The organism is Devosia sp. 67-54 (assembly GCF_001899075.1).
GTDB lineage: Bacteria > Pseudomonadota > Alphaproteobacteria > Rhizobiales > Devosiaceae > Devosia_A.
Window position 1 is genome coordinate 298300 of the sequence record NZ_MKVA01000009.1, and the last position, 24493, is coordinate 322792.

A 24493-nucleotide genomic window follows, 5' to 3' on the forward strand; every position below is an offset into this window, starting at 1 on the left:
AGTCTCCCCCTCGGGTCGCAATGCTTGCAGGTGGTGAGTTGGTGGGTCGACTTTATGACATCGGTCATAAGCTCAGGGCGATCGTCACTAATGCCCCGACTCCCTGGCACCTTCTTTTTGTGCGCGGGCGCCGGTTACGGGGCCGTCAGAAAGCCATCGACAGCCCAGCGCCGAACTGGGTGTGGACGCCGATGCCATTGCTGAAGCGGGAAAGCACAAACCCCTGCGCACTTGCAGCTTCGCTGAACTTCCAGTCGAGCTTCGCGCCGACTTCGCCAAACGTGTAGTCGCCGGTCGTTCCGGTCAGGACGCCGAAGCCGCTCACGTCGCCGGTCACGGCATTGGTTCCCCCAACGCTCCGGCCGGCCGAGGCGGAGAGGGTGAGATTGAGCGTGCTGTCGAGGTGACGCGTCCACTGCGCCGTGCCCTTGATCTCGGTGCTGCCCGAACTCGATGCCTCGAAGCTCGCCGGAAACGGATTGCCGGCCGACAGCGTCTCGGAATGCGCACCGACATTGAGCCAGTTGCGCGCCAGCGTCACCGAAAAGGCCAGCTCGTCATCGAGCGTCGGCGTCACCAGTACGCCCGCCCGCCCGTAAAAACTGAACGCCGAACCCGAGGCATCGGACTCTCCGGTTGCAACACCACTGCCGTTGGCGTAGCTGCGCGAAAAATGCATGGATAGGCTCGGTGCCGTCCAGAGGCCGCCTTCCGCGAACGGCTTGAGCGCAAGTGTATCGAGCTGCACCGGGGCGACGTAGCGTACCGCCACGCCGAACAGCGGTCCGCCCGCGCTCGCGCCGGCCACCGACTGGTCGACCAGCGCGGCGCCGCCGAGGACGCTCAGGCCGTTGCCGGCATTATAGCGGCCGTGCCCGCCAAGGGTGAACGAGCCGACCGAGCCGAAGATCTGGCCATAACCGTCCTCCTCGATCGGCTGCAATTCCCCGAGGAGCAGATCGGCAGTGCCGCCCAACTGCGCCGGAACGGAATTCTGCTGGTCGGCGAGTTGCGCGAGGGAATTGTCCACGCTCTGCTGACCGGTTATCCCCCCGATCGCCCCGCTGCCCTGGCCGGCATAGGTTGCGGCGCAAGCCACGGCGACGGTCGCATCGCAATAGCGGGCCAGAAACGCGTCCATCGAGTTCGTGTCGGTGTCGGGGAAGACGCCGTTGCCGACGATGAACTGTCCGTCGCCCGTCACCGAGGTGGCGCCGACGAGGCTGATCCCTGTCATGTCGACGCCCGCATCGGCGAGGAGCGTCGTCAGATCCTTCATCCCGGTCGCGGCGGTCCAGCGGAAGGCATGGCTGTCGACCTCGCCTGCGCCCGAGGATGTCTCCGGATTGCCGTTGGGCAGGGACGTGCCGACGATCACCGCGCCGTCGTCGGAAACGGCATTGGCGATCGACACGGTGTCGCCCGACAGCACGCCGAGCTGCGTCATGCCGTTCGTTGCGTCCCACCGCATCGCTTTGAAGTCGGCGTCTCCGATCACCACGCTGCCGTCGAAATTCACGGCGGTGGCGAGCGAGCGGTGGAACACGCTGGTCGGATCGAGGTCCGACATGACGCCGGTCGTCGTGTTTGGGGTCAGCACCCAACGGAAGGCATGGACCGTGTTGGGTGCGCCCACCTCGGACGATCCCACCACGACGTCCCCATCTCCATCGACGCCGTAGGCCGTTGATTTGCCGCCAACGCCCAGGAGCGACCCGAGATCGCGCATAGTGTTGTCGCCGGACGTCCGGCGGAAGGCGGTATAGCCGTTCATGACGGTAGGTGATGTGCTGCCGCCGACGATGACGGTCCCGTCCGCGCTGATACCGAAGGTTTGCGATCCTGCCAGCAGAGGCTGGCTGGCCTGCGGATCCTGCAATGGCGTGCCAAGAGTGCTCAGATCGACGGTGCCACCGTTCAGCGTCCATTTAATGGCATGGAGTGTGCCGTCGTCTGCATTGGCGTAGCCTGCGGCCACCAACTCGCTGTTGGTGAAGCCCAGCGCTGTAATGAATGTGCCATTGTTGGGATTTGTGCCAAGTGGCTCGACAATGCCGTAAAGGGGATCCGGCCCGCCAAGGAAGGTCAGCTTCTTTATCGTATTGTTGAGGCCCGCAAGGACCTCTTCCCGGCTGAAATAGAGGATCTGGCCGTGTCTAGATTTAGAGTCTTAATTCTAGGATAATCGCCATCCGTCTGGACCAAGGCCAATTCACTTGTTAGTTTTTGTATTTGTCCTTGCAGTGAAGAGACTATCTCTAATGCTTCCGCCCCATTATTCATCAGAAGAGTAATCGACGCCGCCAGGGCCAGCATCGAAGGCTGAAGATGCCTCCCCCGCCCGAGCACCCACCCAGGCAAAAACTCTGTCAGGCGCTGCATCTGTAGCCCCCCGCCAACGTCTCAGGAGCTAATTCCTCGGTTCTGGCAATGTCGAGTCGCCCTTTGAAGTATTGATCCAGTTCGAATGACAATTATTCGGACTGATGCTTCCTGGGTACATTGCCGTAGTTTGTGCGGCCGGGCTTGGTCAAAAGATGAACCCTCAAAACGTGGACAAGCGGGGACTCCTCAAAGGCTGACCGCGGCTATTTCCGGCCAGTACGGCGGTCGTCCTGGCGCTTTGTGCCTACGGCCGCGTTCGCACACTGTTGCGCGAGATCCTGCGATCCGCACGTTCGCACGGGGCTATGTCCCTGCAGCGTGTGGGTCGCAGTCTCGCCTGGTGTTCGCCTGCCGACCTTGCTGACGCCATCCGAGGATCAGTCGCCGGCCGAAAACGAAAAGTTTTCGTTTTGGGCAGCGTGGCGCTGAAACTCGATCAGAGCCTCGCAAACCGCGACCGCTCCGCACTCACCCACCAGGGTAACGAAGTCCCTCAGCTTGTCTCCGAGCAACTCGGCCATTTCAGCGACAAGCGAGGGCTCGATACGCTGGCTGATCGCAGGAACGCGTTGCATCGCGGCAGGCAGCACGCGATGGCTCGCAGCAGGCAGGCCAAGTTTCGCCCTGAGTTCTACAATCACCTCAGCGGGTTTGGCGGTCGGCCGATCGGCAATGAGTTCAGATAGAACAGCCCCGCGCTCTTCCTCCGAGTCCACGATCCTGCCCAACTCATACAACGCGCAAAGCTTGAAGGACCTCGCCAGTTTGAGCGCGGGACATGCCTGCGTGACGCACCAGGCGAGTATATAGTTTTCCGCTGTTCGGATATGCAGACCACAGTCCGACTGCACCCACGCGGTGAACGTCCCGCGCGCCAGGCGGCTCTTCATCGGCAGGAGCAGCTGACCAATTGTCAGCGCGCGCTCGCGCATTTCACCGAGGGCGGCGACGACACAGAACGCCACGTGGGCTGCTTCCGTCCGCAAATTCTCGGGAATTTTCGGATCAGCGTCGCGTACCGCTTTTTTCGATGTCGAACTCATTCACTACACTCATGTTCTAGCCAGACCTCCCACCAAAACGGTCGTTTGGATCGATCGGGATTGCAAACGCATTCTTGCGGAGAGAATCAAAATGCTGAGTCCGGCACCGAAAAGGTTGCTCCACGATCGAGCTTGCGAAGCCATCTCGAGTTAGCTTCGCTTTCCTTGTATCGCTCGCAGGCGAGCCGAAGCGGATGCGGTCACCGCGCTCGTCAGACGGTCAGCAGCACAGCCCACACGATGTCTTGTTCTATTTGGCCCAGGTTCCGACGATGAGGCGGCGCGGTCTTACGCCTTGTTGCATGGACAACGGCCTACCAGGTTTTGATGACCACGAGCTCGCCCTCCATCGCGCGCAACTTGGCCGTCAGCAGAATGTCGGCGACTTTCGTTTCCACCGAATTGGTTACGCTCAGCACAAGCTCCGTCTCCGTCCGCGTCAGGTGCTGCGCGCCGTAGCTATCGGCCACATCGCTGGCTTTATGCCCCAAGGCGCGTATGCGGATTCGCTTTGGCAGCTTCGCCTCGTCGTACCAGGTCGCGCGTGTATGCCGGCCACCATACACAGTCAGATCCTGACGCTCGAAGGCGAAAGTTGCACGTACGTACTGCCAGGCTTTTGAGAACGTATGACCCCACATGATCTCGCCAGTGGACCGGCGACGGTATCGCTTCCATTCCGGAAACAGCATCTTCGTTCCCGCCCGGACCAGATCCGCGTGACGATCGAGAAGACCCAGGTCGAGCAACAAAGGGTGGATGGGAACGAGCCGCGCGGATGCTTCCGCCTTCACCTGCTCCTCACCCTCGGCGTCGGGGCTCTTGTTACGATAGTCGAGGTACCAATGCCCATCGATGAACGTGACATCCTCGGTCCGCGTCCGGCCGATTTCGCTGGGCCGCACACCCATGAAAAAGATCAGCAGGAATGCCCAATAGATTTCGTTCTGGATCAGGCGATCCCCAGCCTTCCAATGTCGTGCCCTGGAGTGCGAGCCCGTGAAGAGCGGCAACGAAAACAATTTGACGATCTCGTCGGCGCGCCACGCATCGCGCTTTTGGTCACGCCGGTTGCCTTTCGCCACCAGCTTGAATCGCGGCAGCTTGCCCTCATAGGCGCCGTGGTCGGCTGCCCACCGGAAGAAGGCGTGCAGACAGCGGTGATACGTGTTCGTGATCCGCGCACGCGACAGGCGGCGAAGCTTTTCCCACCCTTGACGCTGTGCATAGCAATAGCGGGCGTGAAGCGACGTGGAATGCTCTGCTGGAATGGCGCTTGGATGTGGAATGTCGGGCAGCACATTCTCGATCGTCACGAAATGCCCCGGAGTGAGATCGCACATCCGCACATCGCCGATGAGGTCAACGACGAAGCGCAGGATGAGACCGACATCATTTTCCGCGCTATTGGTGCCGGCTCTTATTCGCGCCTGCTTCAGGTATTCGCAGAGCACCTGGGACAGGAACGAAGCGGCGGCCAGAGCAGGCAGGCCCGTATCGTTGCTTTGCGCCGGCGCCCCGCCCTCGAGCACAAATGTCGGCTCGATGCTGCTCACCCGCGGCTGCTTGTCGTCACCGGCAGTCTCGCTGCCGGCGAACAGGCAGAAGGCATGCGCGCTTGCCGCAGATATCGTTGGCCGCTCCCGTTCCGGCACCAGCGGATCGGACAACTGCACGTCTTCGAGGCCCTTGCCCGTCCGGAGCGCCATCACCACCGGATCGAGGTCGCGTGACCGCGGCAGCGCGAATCCAGCGTGGACGTTTCGGCGCTGTGGCGGAAACACCGCGGTTTCGAGAGGCTGGTTGACGTTGCAAAAGCTCATCCACGCCGGCCAGAAGACCGGATCGGAGGCGATCTGGTAGTCCGATTGCCGAACCTCCGCCAGGAACCGGTTGACCATCAGCTCCAGCGCGCGACGCTCGACCAGGTCGCTCCCATCGATCCCCATAGCCTGGCTGTCGAGGCGGGGCATCTCCGCAGTGAGCAGGCTCGAACGGCTTGCAAGGTCGGCACTGGTCGCATCGAGGTGCATGATACGCACGCAGCCAGACATGCGCCGACGCGACAGAAATCGCCTATCGAAAAAGTATCGTCCACCCTTGCGGACGACAAAAGGGGCACGCGCCATCTGCGCCGACTCCGGTCAAACAGAGTGACACATCGCGGTGTCACGTGTCCGACGGCCGCACGACCACAATCTCGCGATTTCTCAGGATTTCTGCAGGCTTCAAGGCGCCTGTGCGCCCTGGTAGCGGAGGAGGGATTTGAACCCCCGACACACGGATTATGATTCCGCTGCTCTAACCACCTGAGCTACTCCGCCGCGCGCCGAAGCCGGTGTCTGGGCTCCAGGGCGCGGCCTTCTTAGGTTTGGGCCCCTGCCCTGTCAAGCAGCCCTGTGGCCGGCGGCCCCGCCTTGCCGCACCTCGTCGCCGCGGCGGTCGAAATAGGCCCACACCGCTCGCAGGTCGGCCTCGAATTTCTTCAGCTCCTCGGCCTTGCGCGCCGCCTCCGGAATGCGCAGCAGATAGGACGGATGCACCGTGACCAGCAGCGCGGCCCCGTCCGGCAGCTCCAGCTTCTTGCCGCGCAGCGAGCTGATCGAGGCGGCCTTGCCCGTCAGGCTCTGCACCGCCGTCGCGCCCATCGCCACCACCAGCTTGGGCCGCACCAGCTCGCGCTCCAGCTCCAGCCAGAAGCGGCAGGCGGAAATCTCGCCGGCATTGGGCCGCTGGTGGATGCGGCGCTTGCCGCGCGGCTCGAACTTGAAGTGCTTGACTGCATTGGTGACATAGGTGCGCCGGCGCTCGAGCCCCACCGTATCGAGTACGCGGTCGAACAACTGCCCGGCCGGCCCGACGAACGGCTTGCCGGCGAGATCCTCCTGATCGCCCGGCTGTTCGCCGACGAACATCACCTCCGCCGTCGGCGGGCCTTCGCCGAACACCGCCTGCGTCGCATGCTCGTAGAGCGGACACCGCCGACAGCCCTGCACCGCCGCGCGGGCCGCGGCCAGCGAGGTGATCGCCTCCGCCGGGGCCGCCTCGGGCAGCGTCACCACTTTGCCGGGCTTTTGCATCGCCGCCTCCATGCTGGTGTCGACAAGGGAGGCAATGAGTTGAGGCGCCCAAGGGTTGCCTGCCGCCGCCATGGTCCACGCCCGGCCGAAGATCGCGGCAAAATAGCCCGACCACGCGGCGGCCCCGGCAGCGTTGCGGGGCGCCCCGCCGCGCCGCGCGCCCCGGCCGTAGAGCAGCCGCGCGCCCGTCCAGGCGACCGAGCGATACGGCGCCAGCACGGCCCACGGCGCCTCGCCGAAGCGCTCGAGCAGCGCGGGCACCGACCGCTCGAGCACGTAATGCTGCGGCCCCACCCACGCCGCGAACCGCGGCCCGGCGTCCCCGTCGCGGATCGCCGCCAGCATCGCCTGGCTGTCGCGCCGCACTTCGGCCGCCAGCCGATGGAGCCTGCTGACATCGGGGTCCGAGCGCGCCTCGAGCAGGCCGCGGTCCTTCTGCAGGCGAAACAGCAGCCGGTAGAGCAGGCCGAAGCGCACCGGATCGCGATGGCAGATCGCCGCTTCGGCGAGCGCGATGAAGCCCGGCGGCACCACGCCCACGGCGCGGCGGCTGATGTCCTCGGGCCGGTCCTCGGGCATCGCGAACAGGTCGACGGCCGCCGCCGGATCGTCCCACGCCACCTGCTCCGGCCGCGTCCCGCCCAGCAGCAGCCCGCGCGCCGCCAGCCGCCATTCGGCGAAATCGTTGAGCGATGTGAGCCGCACCCGTCGCATGCGCGTTCACTTTATGTTCTCACGCGATCGCTGTCAAACCGCAAAACAAGGAGCCTGCCGCGCGGGCAGGCTCCAGTCCGGATCGCGCCGGGAGGCGGAGCGCGATCGATGCGTCAGTTCGTGACGGGCCTGGCGCCGGTGGTCCGCGACGTGCCGGTCTTGCCGCCGGTCGGGTCGTCGTAGACCGACTTGCCGCCGCCGGCGTGGTCGGGGGCGAGCAGCGCCGCCACCTTGACCAGTTGCACGAACTCGGCGCGGTAGCCGTCGGCATCGCTGCCCTTGGCGCCATTGGCGAGGTCGGCGATCTGCTGCCAGCTCAGCGTCTCGCCATAGGCCGAGCCCTTGAGCTTCTGCCCGAAGGCCGCCACTGCCGCCGCAAAGCGCTGGTCGTTGCCGGCCGCCGCAAGCTCGCCCACCACCAGATCCTTGGTGATCGGCGCCGTGATCAGCTTGCTGGCGTCGCCCTCGGGCGCCTTGTAGCGGATCTTGAGGAAACCGAGCTCGTCGCTGCTCGCCGCCGGTGCCGCCGACGATGCGCCATAGCGCAACGGATCGTTGAGCTCGGCGCCGCTGCCCACCGGCGTGATCTCGTAGAGCGCCGTTACGGTGTGGCCCGCGCCGATGTCGCCGGCATCCACCTTGTCGTTGTTGAAATCCTCGTTGGCGAGCGCCCGCGTCTCGTAGCCGATCAGCCGGTATTCGCTGATCTGCGCCGGGTTGAACTCCACCTGGATCTTCACGTCCTTGGCGATGGTCACCAGGTTGGCGCCGCCTTCTTCCACCAGCACCTTCTGCGCTTCCTGGAAATTGTCGATGTAGCTGGCATTGCCGTTGCCGTTCTGCGCCAGCGCCTGCATCAGCGCATCGTCGAGATTGCCGCGGCCGAAGCCGAGCACGCTGAGCGAAATCCCGCGGTCGCGCTGCGTCTTGATATAGGCCTTGAGCTGGTCCGGCTGATCGATGCCGACATTGAAGTCGCCGTCGGTCGCGAGGATCACCCGGTTCACCGTCCCGTCCGCCCTGGCGCCGGCATTCACCTCATAGGCCAGCGCGATGCCGTCGGCGCCATTGGTCGCCCCCTCCGGCGACAGCGCATCGATGGCGCCGAGGATCGCCCCCCGGTCCGACGCCCTGGTGGGCTTGAGCGCAATCCCCGCCGAGCCGGCATAGGTCACGATCGACACCGTGTCGTCCGGCCCGAGCGTATCGACCAAGAGGCCAAAGGCGCGCTTCAGCAGCGGCAGCTTGTTGGGCTCGTCCATCGATCCCGACGTATCGATCAGGAACGTCAGATTCTCCGGCTGCCGCGCCGCCGGCGGCGGCACATAGCCCTTGATGCCGATCTCCAGCAATTGCGTCCTGGGGTTCCAGGGCGTCGGGATCACCGCCATCGTCGCCTTGAACGGCACCTCCTGCGACGCCGGCGCCGGATAGTCGTACGGGAAATAGTTGATCAGCTCTTCGAGCCGCACCGCGTCGGGGGCGGGCAGATAGCCGTCCTTCAGCACGCTGCGCACATAGGCGTAGGACGCCGTATCGACATCGATCGAGAAGGTCGACACCGGGTCGGCCGCCGTCACCTTGACGCCGTTCTCGGTGAATTTCTGGAATGTGTCGCCGCTCTGCTGGTACGGCACCGGCTGCGCCATGCCGCTCATCGTCGCGTTCGCAATGGCCTTGGGCACCGCGAAGGCGCGTGTCATCGGCGCCGCCGCGACCGGCGGAGCGCCGGCCGCGAGCTGGTCCATCGCCGGCGCCGCCTCCTGCGTCATCGTCGTGGCGCTGCCCGCAACCCGCCCTTCCGCATCCCCCGCCGCGGCATTGGCCGGCGCCGTCGGCGCCACCGACGCGCTGGCCTTGGCCTGCGGCGCTGCCGCCGCGGTCGTCGCCGGCGCCGCCACCGGCGGCTGCCCCTCCATCCGGTGCGACGTCGCGGTATAGAGCTGCGTGCCCAGCGGCAGCAGCACCAGTGCCGCCACCGCCGTGGTCAGCGGCACGCCGAGCCCGGCGCCCATCGTCCAGCGGTTCAGCCAGCCGCCCTTGCGCGCCGCCGCCTTGGGTTGCGCCTTGTCGAACGCCACCATCGCGGCATTGAGCGCCAGCTTCCGCGCTTCGGGCGAAGGCGCGCCGGTCCGCAGCAGCTTCAGGGTCGAAAGGGCATCGTCGGTCATCTTGTCGTCCATCACAAAAGTCCCCTCAGGGTCTTTTTCGCTTCGTGTATGTGCCAGGAGACCGTGGCCTCCTTGCATCCCATGATCCCGGCGGCCTCGGCGTGGCTCATGTCCTCCGCATAGACCAGCATGATCGCTTCGCGCTGCTTTTCGGGTAGCTCGCTCACCGCGGTCCAGATTTCCCGGGCTGTCGTCGCCTCCTCCTGCTCGCCCGGATCGTCTTCCGGATGCACCAGCGTAAATGCGTCGATGTTGCGGTCGCGCCGGCTGCTCGAGCGCTGCATGTCGCGCACCATGTTGAGCGTCACGCGGTAGAGCCAGCTGGTGAACGCCGAGCGCCCGTCGAAGCTCTGGATCGCCGTGGCCAGCTTGATGCAGACTTCCTGCGCGATGTCCTCGGCATCCGATTTCCGGCCCGTCCATTTGCAGGCGGTGCGGAAGATGAAGTCGTAGTGCTCCTCGACCAGCTGGCCGAACGCCGCGCGGTCACCCGCCTTGGCGAGGCCGACCAGCGACAGCGTGCGGGCGGCCACCGCGGACCGCGCTGGCATTTCGGCAGATTGCGGCGTCAGCACCAAAGACCCGTTCACCCTCGTCAGACCCTTGAATTGGCATCTTTGCCAGTGAGACGCCCCGCCCGGAACCATCCTTGGGTCGATTTGCGATTATTTCTCGCCGGAATGGCGCCGGCCCATCGCCCCCCTCCCCCGCTTGCGGGGAGGGGCCGGGGGTGGGGGCCACAACCACGATGCAGGCGAACTGGCGACGGCTCCCGCGCGACAACCTGAAGTCTTGCCTTCCCCCGCGCGCTCGGGCTAGCTCCCCCCATGAGCGACCCAGCCCCCCTCAGCCCTTTCAAACTGACGCCACCGCGCATCCTCATCCTGGTGCTGGGGGTCCTCGCCCTCGTCATGATCATCGGGGGGATCGCCGGCGGTGTCGGCAACTACCAGGCCCTGCGCGAAGCCAACCAGGACGCCACGGCCTCCTCGTCCTCCTCGAGCACCCCTTAGGCGCGGGCTCCGATGCGACCCGGCGAACAATCGCGCAACCCAAACCACGACGAAGCGGCGCCCGCGCGGTTCGCCGTGCTGCTGATCCTGGTCTTCGTGCTGCTTGCCGGCATCATGGGCGTCGTCACCGGCTCGTTCACCGTCGAGCATTTCAAGCCCACGGTGCCGCCGAAATCGAGCCCGATCACCGTGCCTTGAACGGCGACCGGCGTCGGCGCGTCGCGACCTTGCCGGTGCGGATGTAGTTGAGGATCTGCTCGCGCCGCCCGAGCCGGAGGATGACGATCGTCGAATAGATCGCCGCTCCACCGATCGACAGCGCCAGGGCGCCGGCCATGAGGTCGAGGACTTGGTCCAATAATGCCTCCCGTTGCAGTTGTCCCCCGACAATGTCCACAATCACCCTGATGCCGTTCGGCACCGCCCATGCGATCATCGCGATCACCAGCACGCTGGTCACCGCGATGCGATCCATCGCCTGCCGCACGAAATTCGGCGCGCGCCGCGCGAACGGTCCCTTCAGCGCCATCACCACATGCGGCAGCATGTCGGAGGCGAAGGCATGCGCGTTGGTCTTGCGCAGCTTCAGCGCCTTGATGCAGCGCAGCAGCGCTCCGAACTGGTCGCCGCTGAGCGGCTGGTCGGCCTCCAGCGTTTCGTACAGCTCGTCGAGCAGCTTGGGATTGCGTGTCCGCATGCCCGCCAGCGCCAGCACCATTTCCTTGTAGGTCGGCAGCGTCTCCGGTTCGCGGAAATTGATCTCGATGTCGTCGCCGTCATAGCGATAGACCAGCCGCGCATAGGCCCGGAAGCATTCGCCCAGATCGCCGACCACGAAGCGCCGCGACAGCGAGGCGAGCAGCCCCGGCCGGTCGTCCGAGAGATTGCCGTGCTCGATGGTGAACACCACGCTCCGGCGGTCGCGCGAAATGCCGCCGCTGACGAACAGCACATACTCGCGGCCGTGCCGGACGAAGCGATACTGGTCGCCCTCCCCGCCCGGCCCGCGCTCCTTGAGCCGCAGCGCCACGCCGCGCACGTCGTCGCGCACGGCCGTCAGCCCGCCCGTCAGGTCGGGAAAGCGCTCGTCGATGGCAAACATCGGCACTCCGCGGTGAACCCGAGACGAGTTCAACAGCAAAACACCGGAGAATTTCGAAATCGCTACGCTCTATTGCGAGACCGGCTGGTGACGAAGCCTTAAGCAATATCCGGCCCGGGCCGGACCCGCGCAGCCGGTCCCTTCTGCGGCGGCCGCCGGTCATTCCCGCGTCTACGCCACCAGCGCCTGCGGCACCGCCTCCGCGATGAACCCGCCGCCCAGCACCTCGCTCGTCTCGCTCTCGTCGGCGTAGAACACGCAGGCCTGCCCCGGCGAAATGCCGTACTCGCCGGCGAACAGCGTTACATACACCTCGCCGTCGCGCATCTGCACCGCGCCCTGCTGCGGCGGCCGCGTCGAGCGCACCTTGACCTCGACCGGCAGGCCGTTGCCGCCGGCGGCCGTGCCGAGCGGCGCATCGCCGAGCCAGTTGACGTCGCGCAGCCGCAGCGTCCGCGTCATCAGCGCCTCGCGCGGTCCGACGACGACGCGGCCGGTCCGATGCTCGAGCTTGACCACGTACAGCGGCGCGTCGGCGGCGATGCCGAGCCCCTTGCGCTGCCCCACGGTGTAGTTGACGATGCCGTCGTGCCGGCCGAGCACGCGCCCGTCGAGATGCACGATCTCGCCCCCTGCCAGCGCCTCGGGGTGCATCCGCCGGATCACGTCGGCATACTTGCCCTGCGGCACGAAACAGATGTCCTGGCTGTCATGCTTGTCGGCAACTTCGAGCCCGAGCTCGCGCGCCAGCTCGCGCACCGCCGGCTTGGTCATGCCGCCGAGCGGGAAGCGCAGGAAGTCGAGCTGCTCCTGCGTCGTGGCGAACAGGAAGTAGGTCTGGTCGCGCGACACATCCACGGGACGGTAGAGCCGTCGCCTGCCCGCAACCAGCGATGACCTGACATAATGTCCGGTGGCCAGCACGTCGGCTCCGAGGTCCCTGGCCACCTCCATCAGGTCCACGAACTTGACCGACTGATTGCATGCAATGCAGGGCACCGGCGTTTCGCCCTGCCGGTAGGCATTGGCAAAGGGCTCGATCACCGAGCTTCGGAATCGCTCTTCATAATCAAGCACATAATGCGGAATCCCGAGTGCCGCGGCCACTCGCCGCGCATCGTGGATATCCTGTCCGGCGCAGCACGCGCCCTTGCGGTGCGTCGCCTCGCCATGGTCGTAGAGCTGCAGGGTAACGCCCACCACGTCGTAGCCCTGCCGGGCCAGCAGCCCCGCCACCACCGAGCTGTCGACGCCCCCCGACATGGCCACGACCACGCGCGTGTCCCTGGGGCGCTTGGGAAAATCAAGCGAATTCAGATCCATCGATGCCATCCAGTTGGGGGTCAAGGCCCCAGTGAACGGCTGCTCTATAGAAGCCCCCGCCGCCATCGGCAAGTTTTGCCGCGACCGGCCGGACTTGCCGGGCCCGGCAGCCTCGCCGCGGCGCTCAAAACCTTGAAATTGCTGACTTTCAGCAACTGGCATCAGGCTTGCATCGCTGCCGGTGGCGCATTCCGTCCACCGAGGTCGAACTGTCGACGCACCTGACCATCGCCTACACCGGCCCCAGCACCACCAGCGGCTCCACCGCGCCGGGTGGTGGCGTGGCCACGTCGGCGTCGGGCTCAGCGCAGGACGCCAACCCCCTCGGCTTCCTGGCGGCGCTGGTCGATCAATTGCTCACCGGCTCGGCCGCCCAGGCAACGACCACCAGCGCGACCAGCGGTAACACCATCGGCGCGCCATCCACGTCCAATCTCCTCGACGTCCAGGCCCGCAAGGCCACCGGCGCACCCGGGCCCAACGTGCTGCTCGCCCAGCTCGCCGCCGAACTCAAGACGCTCCAGCAGCAGGTGGCGAATGGCGGCCGGCCGGACCCGCAAGTGCTGCAAAAGCTCGGCGACACCGCAGATGCGCTGGCGGCGCTGATCGGCACGCCGTCACCGACCGCGACAGCCACCTCTCCCGCGGCGACCTTCGACCCACTCGCGGCCCTCAAGGGCGGAAAATCCAACGCCCCCAGCACCGACGGCCCGCAGGCCGATGCTAAGCCGGCTACGGCCCCGTCCGACCAGATCGCGCAACTTCTCGCCAGCCTCGGCATCCAGCTGCCTATCGCTCCGACGACCACCGCCGACACCGATACCGCCTCGTCCGCCAGCGCGGCCACGGCCCCGCCGCTGCCGGCGATTGCGCAGCTCGCGAGCCAGATTTCCGAGCTTGGCACGGCAATTGCCGCCTCGGCCCCCGACATCGCGCAAAAACTCGCGGCACTGACCCAAAAGCTCAACGGCGCGGAAGCCGACCCCACCGTGCTTGCGCAATTGACGACGCCCGACGACACCGGCGCGACCACCCTCGACACGATCGTCCGATCGCTGCTGGACGCCAAGCCAACCACGGCCGCCACGTCGCCAACCCCGCAGATCGCCGCCAGCACACAATTGCAGGCGCCCCCGACCGTGGCGACCGGCACGCAATCGGCAACGCTCGACCCGCCGCCCCAGCCCACCGTCTCGGCGCCCGCAGCGGCCACCTCTCGGCCAGCCAAAACCGCCGAAGCCACCAAGCCGGCCGACAACTCGCACGACGACGCCGTGAAAGCGGAGGCGAAGGTCATCGCCGCGACCACCACGCAGGCCGACGCCAAGTCCGACCCGACGGGGACGACGCAGCCCAATGCCAATGCAGTCGGCGCTCCCGCCGCGCAGGCATCCCCGCGCATCCTGCCGGCCGCCTACCAGGCCGCCGCCACGCCTATCAACATGGCGCAAGTTGCCTTCGAGATGATGCGCCAGATGCATCAGGGCCAGTCGCGCTTCTCCATTCGCATCGATCCGCCCGAGCTCGGCCGCGTCGACGTGAAGATGCACGTCGATGCCTCCGGCAACATCAATGCCCGCCTGACCGTCGAGCGGTCCGAGACTCTCGACATGTTCCAGCGCGACCGTGGCTCGCTCGAAAAGGCCCTAAGCCAGGCCGGCCTCGACGGCGCCAAGACCAACCTCGAATTCTCGCTGCGGCAAAACCCCTTCGCCGGCATGATGGGCGGCGACCGGCGGCCAGACGACGGCAATTCATCGGGGTCGCGCTTCGCGCTTGCCCCGGACTCGGTCGACGACGCCATCGCATCTTCCGCCATTCCCTCAGTCACGCTTTATCGCGGCGTCGCCTCTGCCGGCGGCGTCAACCTGTTCGTGTAGGATCGCATCATGACCGTCAGCGGCGTTGGTTCCTCGTCTTCATCTTCGTCCTCGAGCGTCGTCGACCGGACGACGATCGCCAACAATTTCGACACGTTCCTGCAGCTTTTGACCACGCAGCTCAAGAACCAGAACCCGCTCGATCCGCTCGACACCAATCAGTTCACCCAGCAATTGGTGGAATTCTCCGGCGTCGAGCAGCAACTCAAGACCAACGACTTCCTGTCGTCGCTGGTCCAGGCCAACGCCAACACCACCAATTCCAACGCCGTGAACTACATCGGCAAGACCGTGACTGCCTCCGGCGTGCGCTCCGAGCTGGTCAATGGCCAGGCGCAGTGGCAGTTCTCCGTGAGCGATGCCTCCACCGTCACCGTCAACGTCAAGGACGAGAACGGCAACACCGTCTACAGCGAGCAGGGAAGCATGAAGGCCGGCGCCGGCACCTTCACCTGGGACGGCAAGGACAACCAGGGCAACGTCAAGCCCGATGGCACCTACACGATCTCGATGCAGGCGGTAACGGCCGAGGGCAAGACCATCAACGTCTCGACCGAGACCACCGGCACCGTCACCGGCGTCGACTTCACCGGCAGCGAGCCGGTGCTTCTGGTGGGCAAGGCGCGCCTCAATCTGTCCGGCGTCACCTCGGTCCGTACCGCCTCGTAACGCTCGGTTAACCCTGCCGCGGAACCGCCATGATCGCCAGCCCTGCGCCGAATGCGGCTGGTCGTGCAAACCGCTGATTCCTAAGCATTTCCATTCGCAGACGGGGTGCATCCTTAACGTCTTGTAGACACTAGCTTAGGCAAATTTTAAGCGCGATCCGCTAGGCTCGACTTCAGGTCAGGTTGAGTCAGTGAGTAAAATGACCGTCCAAATGCGTCCCCGCGTGAAGTACGTCATTGGTCCGGACGGAAGTCCGTTGACCATTGCCGACCTCCCGCCCAAGAACACGCGCCGCTGGGTGATTCGCCGCAAGGCCGAAGTGGTTGCCGCCGTCCGCGGCGGACTGCTGTCGCTCGAGGAAGCCTGCGCCCGCTATACGCTGAGCGTCGACGAGTTCCTCAACTGGCAGGCGGCCATCGACAAGCACGGCCTCGCCGGCCTGCGCACCACCTGGATCCAGCACTACCGCGAAGGCTGAGCCTCTCGCCTTGCCAGTTCTGCGCGCCCGGCCTCGCTGCCTGGCGCGTTCGTTTCTGCGTCACCCTTTCTTCACCCTGATCGGCAAGACCTGCCTGTTCGTTGCAAGGCGCAACGGTGCGTTAAGACCTTCTTTACCATCCGCTAGGTAATTTTTGCCTATGGGTTCGGCCAAGCGTTCCGGACCCGGGGGCATTCGGCGGGTCGGTCTAGTGGACGTACTACAGCTCTTCAACCGCCTGGGTCTGCAGCGGATCGCAGCCATGGCCGTGGTGGCCGTGCTGATGCTCGGCTTCTTCGCCTTTCTCATCATGCGCGCCTCGACGCCGCAGATGGCGCCGCTGTACACGGGCCTCTCCTTCGAGGATTCCTCGGCCATCGTCGGCGAACTGCAGAAGCAGAACATCCCCAACGAGATCCGGGGGGATGGGGATACGATCCTGGTTCCCCGCGACCAGATCACCAGCATCCGCATGCAATTGGCGGAGAACGGACTGCCCAAGAAGGGGCAGGTTGGCTACGAAATCTTCGACCAGCAGAACACCCTGGGCGCCACCAGCTTCGTACAGAACATCAACAATGTGCGCGCCCTCGAAGGTGAGCTCGCGCGCACCATCTCGTCGTTGGCGCGCATCAAATCGACCCGCGTGCATCTGGTGCTGCCGGAGCGCGCCCTGTTCTCGCGCGACAAGAAGGACCCCACCGCCTCGATCGTGGTGTCCGTCCGCGGCCAGCTCTCGAACGAGGAAATCCGCGCCATCCAGCACCTCGTCGCCTCGGCGGTCGAGGGGCTGACGCCCAATCGCGTGACCATCGCCGACGATACCGGCAACCTGCTTGCGGCCGGCGTCGGCGACGGCGACGATTCGACGGTGCTCGCCGGCGAGGCCGACGAACGCAAGACCGGCCTCGAGAACCGGCTGCGCACCAGCATCGAGGGGCTGCTCGCCAACATCGTTGGCGACGGACGCGCCCGCGTCGAGGTCAGCGCCGACCTCGACATGACGCGCGTCACCAAGACCGCGCAGACCTTCGATCCCAACGGCCAGGTGGTCCGCTCGACGCAGACCGAGAGTGTCGCCAACAACTCCACCGACGCCAGCAACAACAGCGGCCAGGTGAGCGCCTCGACGCAGCTGCCGGGCGCCAACAGCAACGCATCGAGCGCCGCCGCCGGCACCAGCGAGCAGGGCTCGACCGACAAGGAGACCACCAACTACGAAATCTCCAACGTCAGCCAGACCGAAATGACCGACCCCGGCGCCATCAAGCGCCTCTCGGTCGCGGTACTGGTCGACGGCACCTACACCACCGACCCGCAGGGCAACTCGAAATACACTCCCCGCGACCAGGCGGTGCTCGACCAGATCAAGTCGCTGGTGCAGTCGGCAATCGGCTTCGACGACAAGCGCGGCGACCAGATCACCGTCGCCAACCTGCAGTTCGCGCAGGGCCCGACGCCAACCGTGCAGGGCACCTCCGGGCCCGGCCTCTTCGACTTCACCCGCGACGACCTGATCAACGGCGCCGAGATGCTGGTGACGCTGATCATCGCCCTCGCCCTGGTGTTCTTCGTGATGCGCCCGCTGCTCAAGCGCGTGCTGTCTCCCGAGACGCAGCCGCTCGCCCTGCCGATCAGCGCCGAGGTCGGCGCACCTGCCCCGGCCGTACCCGGCGCACCGGCAACCATGGTTCCTGCGAGCGAGCTCGTTCGCGACGACGCGGCATCGCCGCCGATGATCCCGGGCTGGATGAAGGACGCCAAGACCCAGGGCGCAGCACAGGCCCAGACGCTCAAGACCGTCGGCAGCCTGGTCCAGGACAACCCCAAGCAGGCCGCGCTGATCGTTCGCGATTGGCTGTCGAGCGCAGTGTGAGCTAGCCCATGGCCGGAACCAGCGTCGCCACCGCCGCTCCCAGCATCGACCAGGGGATGCGTCGCCAGCTCGTGATCGGCGGCGACGCCCAGCATCGCGAGCTCTCCGGCGACGAGAAGGCCGCGGTGCTGCTGCTCTCGCTCGGCCCCGATTTCGGCAAGCCCATCCTCGAAGAGCTCGACGAGATGGAGATCAAGGTGCTGTCGCGCACCATGGTGCGCATGGGCCCGATCACCCAGGAGATGCTGGACTCGCTGTTCGCGGAGTTCGTCACCCACATCTCGGCCAACGGCACCGTCGCAGGCAATTCCGACACCACGCAGCGCCTGCTGCTGTCGTTCCTGCCGCCCGATCGCGTCGATGCGATCATGGAGGAAATCCGCGGCCCTGCCGGCCGCAACATGTGGGAGAAGCTCTCCAACGTGCAGGAGGACGTGCTCGCCTCCTACCTCAAGAACGAATACCCGCAGACCATAGCGGTCGTCCTGTCCAAGATCTCCACCGAGCACGCGAGCAAAGTGCTGGCGGTGCTGCCCGAAGAGCTCGCCATGGATGTGGTCAAGCGCATGCTGAGCCTCGATCCGGTGCAGAAGGAAATCCTCGAAAAGATCGAATCGACGCTGCGTACCGAATTCATGTCGACGCTGTCGCACTCCAAGCGCCGCGACAGCCACGAGCAGATGGCGGAAATCTTCAACGCCTTCGACCGCCAGACCGAAGCGCGCTTCATCACCAATCTCGAGGAAAGCGACCGCGACGGCGCCGAGCGCATCAAGGCGCTGATGTTCACCTTCGAGGATTTGTCGCGGCTCGATCCTTCGGCCATCCAGGCGCTGCTCTCCAAGGTCGACAAGAAGGAGCTGGCGCTGGCCCTCAAGGGCGCCAACGACGCGGTGAAGGAATTCTTCTTCGCCAACATGTCGACCCGTTCCGGCAAGCTGCTGCGCGACGACATGGAAGCCATGGGGCCGGTGCGCCTCAAGGACGTCGACGAGGCTCAGAGCCGGCTGGTGTCCTTCGCCAAGGACATGGCGGCGCGCGGCGAAATCGTCCTCAACAAAGGCAAGGCCGATGAGGAGATGATCGGATGACGGCGGCCCCCGCAAAATTCCGCTTCGACCTCGATCTCGGCCATCGGCAGGAGCGCAATTCGGTGCTCACCGAGAGCGCTCTCGCCAGCATCGTCACCAACGCCCGCGCCGAGGGCTATCGCGACGGCCTCGCCGAGGGCGAGCGCAACGCCGTGGTGAAGGCTGCCGAACGCCTCGCCGCGGCCGCCGAGCATCTCGCCGACCACGCCGCCGCGCTGAACGCCGCGCTCGACGACCATCGCCGGCAGACGCTGGCCGAAGCCGCGGACCTCGCCGCCGTCATCGGCAAGAAACTGGCTTCGAGCCTCGTGGCGGCGCAGCCCACCGCCGAGATCGAAGCGCTGATCGCCGAGTGCCTGGCCTCGCTCGACGCCGTTCCGCACCTCGTCATCCGCTGTGCCCCGGAGTTGGCCGAGGCCGTTCGCGAGATCGCCGCCGCCCGCATCGCCACCTCCGGCTTCACCGGACGGCTCGTGGTGCTCGGCGATCCCGACCAGGCGACCGGCGACGCGCGGCTCGAATGGGTGGATGGCGGCATCGCCCGCGACCGGGCGGCGCTCGAAGCCGAGATCGACCGCCGTGTCGCCTCCTATGTTGCCGCGCATGGCGGCCATTCCCACGCACTTGTCGAAGGACCCGAGCAATGAGCAACGAATCCGGCGACCTCGGCCTCGAGGAGATGGCTCCGCCCGACCGTGGCGGTCCCTCGCAGATCGTCGAACGCGCCGCCGGCGATCTCGAGGCCGTATTCGACGTTCCCGTCCGCGTGTCGGTGGTCCTCGGCCGCGCCAAGATTCCGGTCGCGAACCTGTTGAAGATGGACATCGGCACCGTGGTCGAGCTCGACCGCCAGGTCGGCGAGGCGGTGGAAATCTACATCAACGATCGGCTCGTCGCCCGCGGCGAGATCGTGCTCGTCGAGAACCGGCTCGGCGTCACCATGACCGAAATCGTCAAGGCAGCCTAGGAGCGCAGCATGCGACTATTGATCATCGGCGCTCTCGAAGGCCAGCTCTCGGAAGCCACCAAACTTGCCATGCAAGGGGGCGCCAAGGTCGCCCATGCGGCCACCATCGACATCGCCCTCGCGAGCCTCAGGAGCGGCAAGGGCGCCGACCTGCTGCTGGTCGATGTGATGGTCGATATTCCCGGCCTGATCGCCGGGCTCGAGGCCGAGCGCATCCACATTCCGGTGGTCGCCTGCGGCACCGAAACCAATGCCGCCGCCGCCGTGAACGCCATCCGCGCCGGCGCCAAGGAATATATCCCGCTGCCGCCGGACGCCGAGCTGATCGCGGCGGTGATCGCCGCCGTGGCGCGCGAAAGCACCGACTTCCTGTTCCGCGACCCGGCCATGGCGCGCGTCGTGCATCTGGCCGAGCAGATCGCCCCGTCCGACGCCTCGGTGCTGATCACCGGCGAGAGCGGCACCGGCAAGGAGGTGATGGCGAAGTACCTGCACTCCAAGTCGAAGCGCGCCAGCCGCGCCTTCATCTCGGTCAATTGCGCCGCCATTCCTGAGAACCTGCTGGAGAGCGAGCTTTTCGGCCACGAGAAGGGCGCCTTCACCGGCGCCATCGGCCGCCGCATCGGCAAGTTCGAGGAGGCTTCGGGCGGAACGCTCCTGCTCGACGAAATCTCCGAAATGGATGTGCGGCTGCAGGCCAAGCTCCTGCGCGCCATCCAGGAGCGGCTGATCGACCGCGTCGGCGGCACCCGGCCGGTGCCGGTCGACATCCGCATCATCGCCACCTCCAACCGCAACCTCGGCGAGGCGGTGCGCAATGGCAGCTTCCGCGAAGACCTGCTGTTCCGCCTCAACGTCGTGAACCTGAAATTGCCGCCGCTGCGCGACCGCCCGGGCGACATCGCCGCGCTGTCGGACCATTTCGTCGACAAATACGCCAAGGCCAACGGCCTTCCCGGCCGTGCGCTGTCGCCCGCGGCCCGGCAGGCGCTGCTCGCCGCACCCTGGCCCGGCAATGTCCGCGAGCTCGAAAACACGCTGCATCGCGCTGTGCTGCTGTCGCAGGGCAGCGAGATCGGACCCGAAGCGATCGTCATGCCCGACGGCGCCGGCCTCTCCGATGTCGTCCGCACCGCGTCGCTGGCGACGCAGGCCGCGCAGGTGGCGGAGTCGATCTCGCGCTCCATGGTGGGCCGCACCGTGGCCGACGTCGAGCGCGATTTGATCCTCGAAACGCTCGACCACGTGCTCGGCAACCGCACGCACGCCGCCAACATCCTCGGCATTTCGATCCGCACGCTGCGCAACAAGCTCAACCAGTACGCCGACGAAGGCACGCACGTGCCGGGCCCCGGCGAAGTGCGGAAGAGCGCCTAGTGACTGTCCTGAAGCTGGATGCACTCTGCCCCCACCCAGCCCCTCCACTGATGTCCGAGGTGGGCCGTGGCTGACCTGACCAACGCCCCTGCCCCGCGGGCCGGCTTCCGCCTGCCCTCGCTCGGCGACCTCAACCGGCTGCTGCGCTCGACCGATATCGGACTCGCCATCGGCGTCATGGCGATCATCGTCGTCCTGATCCTGCCGCTGCCGCCGTTCCTGCTCGACATCCTGCTGGCGATCTCGATCGTATTTTCGGTCCTGATCATGATGACGGCGCTCTTCATCCAGACGCCGCTCGAATTCTCGTCGTTTCCGACCGTGCTGCTGATCGCCGCCATGATGCGGTTGGCGCTCAACCTCGCCACCACCCGACTGATCCTCGCCAACGGCCACAACGGCCCGGACGCCGCCGGCCACGTCATCGAAGCCTTCGGCAGCTTCGTGATGCGCGGCAATTTCGTAATCGGCGTCGTGGTGTTCGCGATCCTGATCATCGTCAACTTCATCGTCATCACCAAGGGCTCGGGCCGCATCGCCGAGGTCGCGGCGCGCTTCAACCTCGACGCCATGCCCGGCAAGCAGATGGCGATCGACGCCGATCTGAGCGCTGGCCTGATCGACGAGGCCACCGCCCGCGAACGCCGCAAGACGCTCGAGGCCGAGAGCGCCTTCTTCGGCAACATGGACGGCGCCAGCAAATTCGTGCGCGGCGACGCCATCGCCGGCCTCCTGATCACCTTCATCAACATCATCGCCGGCATGGTGATCGGCGTGCTGCAGCAGGGGCTGAGCTTCCAGGAAGCCGGCAACAACTACACGCTGCTGACCGTGGGCGACGGCCTCGTCAGCCAGATCCCGTCGCTGATCGTCTCGACGGCGGCGGGCCTGCTGGTCTCCAAGGCCGGCGTGCTCGGCTCGGCCGATAAGGCGCTGGTGGCGCAGTTCACCAGCTATCCCAAGGCGCTCGGCATGTCGTCGGCGGTGATCGGCGTCATGGCGTTCCTGCCCGGCATGCCGATCCTGCCCTTCCTGGCGCTCGCCGGCGGCATCGGTTACCTCGCCTTCCGCTCGACCGGCAAGAAAGCCGCAGCGGCGGCGCTGGCCGCGGCCGAGACGATGACCGCCAAGGCCGGCGCCAAGCCGGCCGACGAGGTGCCGATCGCCGACAGCCTCAAGATCGACGAACTGAAGCTCGAGCTCGGCTATGGCCTGCTGAGCCTGGTGAAGGAAGACGAGACCGGCTCGGACCGGCTGACCGAGCAGATCAAGGCGCTACGCCGCCAGCTCGCCACCGAGCTCGGCTTCGTCATGCCGCCGGTGCGCATCCTCGACAACATGCAGCTCGAGCCCAACGACTACATGGTCAAGATCAAGGAGGTCGAAGCCGGCAAGGGCCGCATCTACGCCAACCAGCTGATGGTGATGGACCCGATGGGCAAGGAGATCACCCTGCCCGGCTATCACACCACCGAACCCACCTTCGGCCTGCCCGCCACCTGGATCGAGCCGGCGCTGCGCGACGAGGCCGAGCTCAAGGGCTATTCGATCATCGATCCCTCGACGGTGATCTCGACGCATCTGACCGAGGTGCTGAAGGCCAACGTCGCCGACCTCCTGAGCTACGCCAATGTGCAGACCCTGCTCAACGGCATGAGCAAGGAGCAGCAGAAGCTGCTCGAGGACATCATCCCGTCGCAGATTTCGGTGTCGGGCATCCAGCGCGTGCTGCAGCATCTGCTGAGCGAGCGCATCTCGATCCGCGACCTGCCGACCATCCTCGAAGGCATCGCCGAGATCGCCGGCGGCAACCGCACCACGCAGATGATCGCCGAGCACGTGCGCTCGCGCCTCGCCCGCCAGATTTGCGCCGCCAATCTCGGGCCCGACGGCAATTTGCCGTTGCTGACGCTGTCGCCGCAATGGGAGCGCGAATTCGCCGAGGCGATGGTGGGCGATGGCGCCGACCGCCATCTGGCAATGGCGCCGTCACGGCTGCAGCAGTTCATCCTCAACATCCAGCAGGGTTTTGAGAACGCCGCGCAGATGGGCGAATTGCCGGTACTGATCACCTCGCCCTCGGTGCGCCCGCACGTCCGCGTCATCATCGAGCGCTTCCGGCCGCAGACCGTGGTGATGAGCCAGAACGAAGTGCACCCGCGAGTGCGCCTCAGGACCGTTGGAGCGGTCTAGCCCTGCAGCGCCGGACGGCGCGAGGCCGCCTGCAGCAGGTCGCGCAGCGCCGGCAGCGCCCAGGCGATGCCGAAGCAGAGCAGCGGCGTATAGAGCGCGCCCCAATAGCTGTTGAACGGCTTGCCGCCGATGGCGAAGACCGCGAGATAGGCGAGCACCGCGAGCAGCACACGCTCCGCCGCGGCCGCCGGCCAGGCCAGGAGCCCCAGCACCGCCAGCGCCAGCAGCAGCGCGCTGACCCAGAACGGCAGCAGCATCAGCAGGCCGTTGAAATGCGCCGTGACGATGTCGAACGCCATGCCCTGGAACTGCAGCCAGCCATCGCGATAGGCGGTATCGCTCGGGCCCACCGTCGACATCGCCATCTGGGCATGCCAGCCATAATAGAGCAGGAACAGTGCCAGCGCTCCCGCCCATGCCGCGACCTCACGCCAGCGCCGGTCGCGGACCGCGAGCCCGACGCAAACCAGCGCGTAGACGACCGTCAGCTCCCGCACCAGCAGCGCCAGCACCGCGGCGGCGAAGCCGAGCCAAGGCAGTTTCTGGCCGTAGGCGGACACCGAAATCAGGATCAGGGCGCCGGCGTAGAGCTCGCACATCAACTCGGCCTGCGGCGCTGCGGCCGACAGCAGGCTGAACACGAACATAGCGCTGAGCAGGACCTTGAGCCAAAGGCTCTGCACGTCCGAGACGAGGCGTCGCCCCAGCACCAGCCCGGCCAGCGCCAGCGCCAGCAGCACGCCCTGCGACAGCAGCCACGACGGCGACAGCGCCAGCGCCGACAGGAAGAAGGGCGGCCGCCAGTTGAACACCGACTGCAGGCCGTACCCGCCGTCGACCAGTTCGGTGTGCAGCGCCTGATAATAGGGTTCCCCGGCCTTCAGGCGCTCGACCACCTGGCTGTACATATAGAGGTCGCCCTTGCGATCGGCAGCGGCCTGCTGCGGTTCCACGATCGACAGCGCCTGCAGCACCAGCAGCAGGGTGACGGCGGCAAATACCGCCAGCACCGCCCGGGCGAGGCCAGGCCGCAGGTCGTGAAAGCGCGTCAGCGGCATCGCCGGACTCCCTGTGAATGCAGTATCCTGACACCGATTTTCCTAAAGAAGCGCCAATCGGCGGAACGAAGAC

General features: G+C 66.1%; 20 protein-coding genes and 1 tRNA gene. 11 read left to right on the forward strand and 10 right to left on the reverse strand.

The window, feature by feature from the left end:
* Positions 1-145: 145 nt before the first annotated feature.
* The 7 genes from BGO82_RS16610 to BGO82_RS16640 form a co-directional block, all read right to left on the reverse strand.
* Positions 146-1978 (reverse strand): hypothetical protein, encoded by a 1833-nt coding sequence (locus BGO82_RS16610; protein ID WP_291306728.1) that lies wholly within the window; start codon positions 1976-1978, stop codon positions 146-148.
* Between the two features lie 784 nt (positions 1979-2762).
* Positions 2763-3428 carry a hypothetical protein gene (locus BGO82_RS16615; protein ID WP_291306729.1) on the reverse strand — a complete coding sequence of 222 codons (666 nt, stop codon included), beginning with the start codon at positions 3426-3428 and terminating at the stop codon, positions 2763-2765.
* 314 nt (positions 3429-3742) lie between these two features.
* Positions 3743-5461, reverse strand: a complete 1719-nt coding sequence (locus tag BGO82_RS16620) for a hypothetical protein (protein WP_291306730.1) — start codon at positions 5459-5461, stop codon at positions 3743-3745.
* A gap of 214 nt (positions 5462-5675) precedes the next feature.
* A tRNA-Met gene (locus BGO82_RS16625) sits at positions 5676-5752 on the reverse strand.
* A gap of 63 nt (positions 5753-5815) precedes the next feature.
* A complete protein-coding gene (locus BGO82_RS16630; RefSeq protein ID WP_291306731.1) occupies positions 5816-7222 on the reverse strand; it encodes a UdgX family uracil-DNA binding protein in 1407 nt (468 codons plus the stop codon).
* A 113-nt stretch (positions 7223-7335) separates the two neighbouring features.
* Positions 7336-9393 carry a VWA domain-containing protein gene (locus BGO82_RS16635; RefSeq protein WP_291306732.1) on the reverse strand — a complete coding sequence of 686 codons (2058 nt, stop codon included), beginning with the start codon at positions 9391-9393 and terminating at the stop codon, positions 7336-7338.
* Positions 9394-9404: 11 nt separating this feature from the next.
* The gene (locus tag BGO82_RS16640; RefSeq protein ID WP_291306733.1) at positions 9405-9944 is read right to left on the reverse strand and encodes an RNA polymerase sigma factor; all 540 of its coding nucleotides are present in this window, start codon (positions 9942-9944) and stop codon (positions 9405-9407) included.
* A 276-nt stretch (positions 9945-10220) separates the two neighbouring features.
* On the opposite strand from BGO82_RS16640, the gene BGO82_RS16645 reads away from it, so the two are divergent.
* The gene (locus BGO82_RS16645) at positions 10221-10406 is read left to right on the forward strand and encodes a hypothetical protein (protein WP_291306734.1); all 186 of its coding nucleotides are present in this window, start codon (positions 10221-10223) and stop codon (positions 10404-10406) included.
* 12 nt (positions 10407-10418) lie between these two features.
* Positions 10419-10604, forward strand: a complete 186-nt coding sequence (locus BGO82_RS16650; RefSeq protein WP_291306735.1) for a hypothetical protein — start codon at positions 10419-10421, stop codon at positions 10602-10604.
* On the opposite strand, the gene BGO82_RS16655 is transcribed toward BGO82_RS16650, so the two are convergent.
* The gene (locus BGO82_RS16655; RefSeq protein WP_291306736.1) at positions 10591-11508 is read right to left on the reverse strand and encodes a hypothetical protein; all 918 of its coding nucleotides are present in this window, start codon (positions 11506-11508) and stop codon (positions 10591-10593) included. The genes BGO82_RS16650 and BGO82_RS16655 overlap by 14 nt on opposite strands.
* A gap of 171 nt (positions 11509-11679) precedes the next feature.
* A complete protein-coding gene (gene mnmA / locus BGO82_RS16660; RefSeq protein ID WP_291306737.1) occupies positions 11680-12831 on the reverse strand; it encodes a tRNA 2-thiouridine(34) synthase MnmA in 1152 nt (383 codons plus the stop codon).
* Between the two features lie 281 nt (positions 12832-13112).
* Here mnmA and BGO82_RS16665 point away from each other — a divergent pair, with 281 nt between their 5' ends.
* From BGO82_RS16665 to flhA, 9 genes are all read left to right on the forward strand, one after another.
* Positions 13113-14711 carry a flagellar hook-length control protein FliK gene (locus tag BGO82_RS16665; RefSeq protein ID WP_291306738.1) on the forward strand — a complete coding sequence of 533 codons (1599 nt, stop codon included), beginning with the start codon at positions 13113-13115 and terminating at the stop codon, positions 14709-14711.
* Positions 14712-14720: 9 nt separating this feature from the next.
* Positions 14721-15380: a flagellar hook assembly protein FlgD gene (locus BGO82_RS16670; RefSeq protein WP_291306739.1), complete on the forward strand. Its 660-nt coding sequence runs from the start codon at positions 14721-14723 to the stop codon at positions 15378-15380.
* Positions 15381-15579: 199 nt separating this feature from the next.
* On the forward strand, positions 15580-15858 hold the full coding sequence (locus BGO82_RS16675) for a DUF1153 domain-containing protein (protein WP_192658665.1): 279 nt from the start codon (positions 15580-15582) through the stop codon (positions 15856-15858).
* 160 nt (positions 15859-16018) lie between these two features.
* Positions 16019-17734, forward strand: a complete 1716-nt coding sequence (fliF, locus tag BGO82_RS16680) for a flagellar basal-body MS-ring/collar protein FliF (RefSeq protein ID WP_291306740.1) — start codon at positions 16019-16021, stop codon at positions 17732-17734.
* 56 nt (positions 17735-17790) lie between these two features.
* Positions 17791-18825 carry a flagellar motor switch protein FliG gene (gene fliG / locus BGO82_RS16685; RefSeq protein ID WP_291306765.1) on the forward strand — a complete coding sequence of 345 codons (1035 nt, stop codon included), beginning with the start codon at positions 17791-17793 and terminating at the stop codon, positions 18823-18825.
* Positions 18822-19472: a FliH/SctL family protein gene (locus BGO82_RS16690; RefSeq protein ID WP_291306741.1), complete on the forward strand. Its 651-nt coding sequence runs from the start codon at positions 18822-18824 to the stop codon at positions 19470-19472. The genes fliG and BGO82_RS16690 overlap by 4 nt, the downstream gene beginning before the upstream one ends.
* Positions 19473-19504: 32 nt before the next feature.
* Positions 19505-19792 carry a flagellar motor switch protein FliN gene (gene fliN / locus BGO82_RS16695; RefSeq protein WP_291306766.1) on the forward strand — a complete coding sequence of 96 codons (288 nt, stop codon included), beginning with the start codon at positions 19505-19507 and terminating at the stop codon, positions 19790-19792.
* Positions 19793-19801: 9 nt separating this feature from the next.
* The gene (locus tag BGO82_RS16700) at positions 19802-21169 is read left to right on the forward strand and encodes a sigma-54 dependent transcriptional regulator (RefSeq protein ID WP_291306742.1); all 1368 of its coding nucleotides are present in this window, start codon (positions 19802-19804) and stop codon (positions 21167-21169) included.
* Between the two features lie 66 nt (positions 21170-21235).
* Complete coding sequence (flhA, locus tag BGO82_RS16705) at positions 21236-23362, forward strand: flagellar biosynthesis protein FlhA (protein WP_291306743.1); 2127 nt, start codon at positions 21236-21238, stop codon at positions 23360-23362.
* Here the strand turns inward: flhA and BGO82_RS16710 are convergent.
* Positions 23359-24420, reverse strand: coding sequence for a hypothetical protein (locus BGO82_RS16710; protein WP_291306744.1), 1062 nt, complete (start codon positions 24418-24420; stop codon positions 23359-23361). The two genes, flhA and BGO82_RS16710, sit on opposite strands and share 4 nt — an antisense overlap.
* Between the last annotated feature and the right edge of the window lie 73 nt (positions 24421-24493).

Excerpts from the sequence above, each read along its gene's own strand:
- BGO82_RS16615 (WP_291306729.1), bottom strand. The coding sequence starts at position 3,428 with ATGAGTTCGACATCGAAAAAAGCGGTACGCGACGCTGATCCGAAAATT.
- BGO82_RS16620 (WP_291306730.1), bottom strand. The coding sequence starts at position 5,461 with ATGCACCTCGATGCGACCAGTGCCGACCTTGCAAGCCGTTCGAGCCTG.
- BGO82_RS16630 (WP_291306731.1), bottom strand. The coding sequence starts at position 7,222 with ATGCGACGGGTGCGGCTCACATCGCTCAACGATTTCGCCGAATGGCGG.
- BGO82_RS16635 (WP_291306732.1), bottom strand. The coding sequence starts at position 9,393 with ATGACCGACGATGCCCTTTCGACCCTGAAGCTGCTGCGGACCGGCGCG.
- BGO82_RS16640 (WP_291306733.1), bottom strand. The coding sequence starts at position 9,944 with ATGCCAGCGCGGTCCGCGGTGGCCGCCCGCACGCTGTCGCTGGTCGGC.
- BGO82_RS16645 (WP_291306734.1), top strand. The coding sequence starts at position 10,221 with ATGAGCGACCCAGCCCCCCTCAGCCCTTTCAAACTGACGCCACCGCGC.
- BGO82_RS16650 (WP_291306735.1), top strand. The coding sequence starts at position 10,419 with ATGCGACCCGGCGAACAATCGCGCAACCCAAACCACGACGAAGCGGCG.
- BGO82_RS16655 (WP_291306736.1), bottom strand. The coding sequence starts at position 11,508 with ATGTTTGCCATCGACGAGCGCTTTCCCGACCTGACGGGCGGGCTGACG.
- mnmA (WP_291306737.1), bottom strand. The coding sequence starts at position 12,831 with ATGGATCTGAATTCGCTTGATTTTCCCAAGCGCCCCAGGGACACGCGC.
- BGO82_RS16670 (WP_291306739.1), top strand. The coding sequence starts at position 14,721 with ATGACCGTCAGCGGCGTTGGTTCCTCGTCTTCATCTTCGTCCTCGAGC.
- BGO82_RS16675 (WP_192658665.1), top strand. The coding sequence starts at position 15,580 with ATGACCGTCCAAATGCGTCCCCGCGTGAAGTACGTCATTGGTCCGGAC.
- fliF (WP_291306740.1), top strand. The coding sequence starts at position 16,019 with ATGGGTTCGGCCAAGCGTTCCGGACCCGGGGGCATTCGGCGGGTCGGT.
- fliG (WP_291306765.1), top strand. The coding sequence starts at position 17,791 with ATGCGTCGCCAGCTCGTGATCGGCGGCGACGCCCAGCATCGCGAGCTC.
- BGO82_RS16690 (WP_291306741.1), top strand. The coding sequence starts at position 18,822 with ATGACGGCGGCCCCCGCAAAATTCCGCTTCGACCTCGATCTCGGCCAT.
- fliN (WP_291306766.1), top strand. The coding sequence starts at position 19,505 with ATGGCTCCGCCCGACCGTGGCGGTCCCTCGCAGATCGTCGAACGCGCC.
- BGO82_RS16700 (WP_291306742.1), top strand. The coding sequence starts at position 19,802 with ATGCGACTATTGATCATCGGCGCTCTCGAAGGCCAGCTCTCGGAAGCC.
- BGO82_RS16710 (WP_291306744.1), bottom strand. The coding sequence starts at position 24,420 with ATGCCGCTGACGCGCTTTCACGACCTGCGGCCTGGCCTCGCCCGGGCG.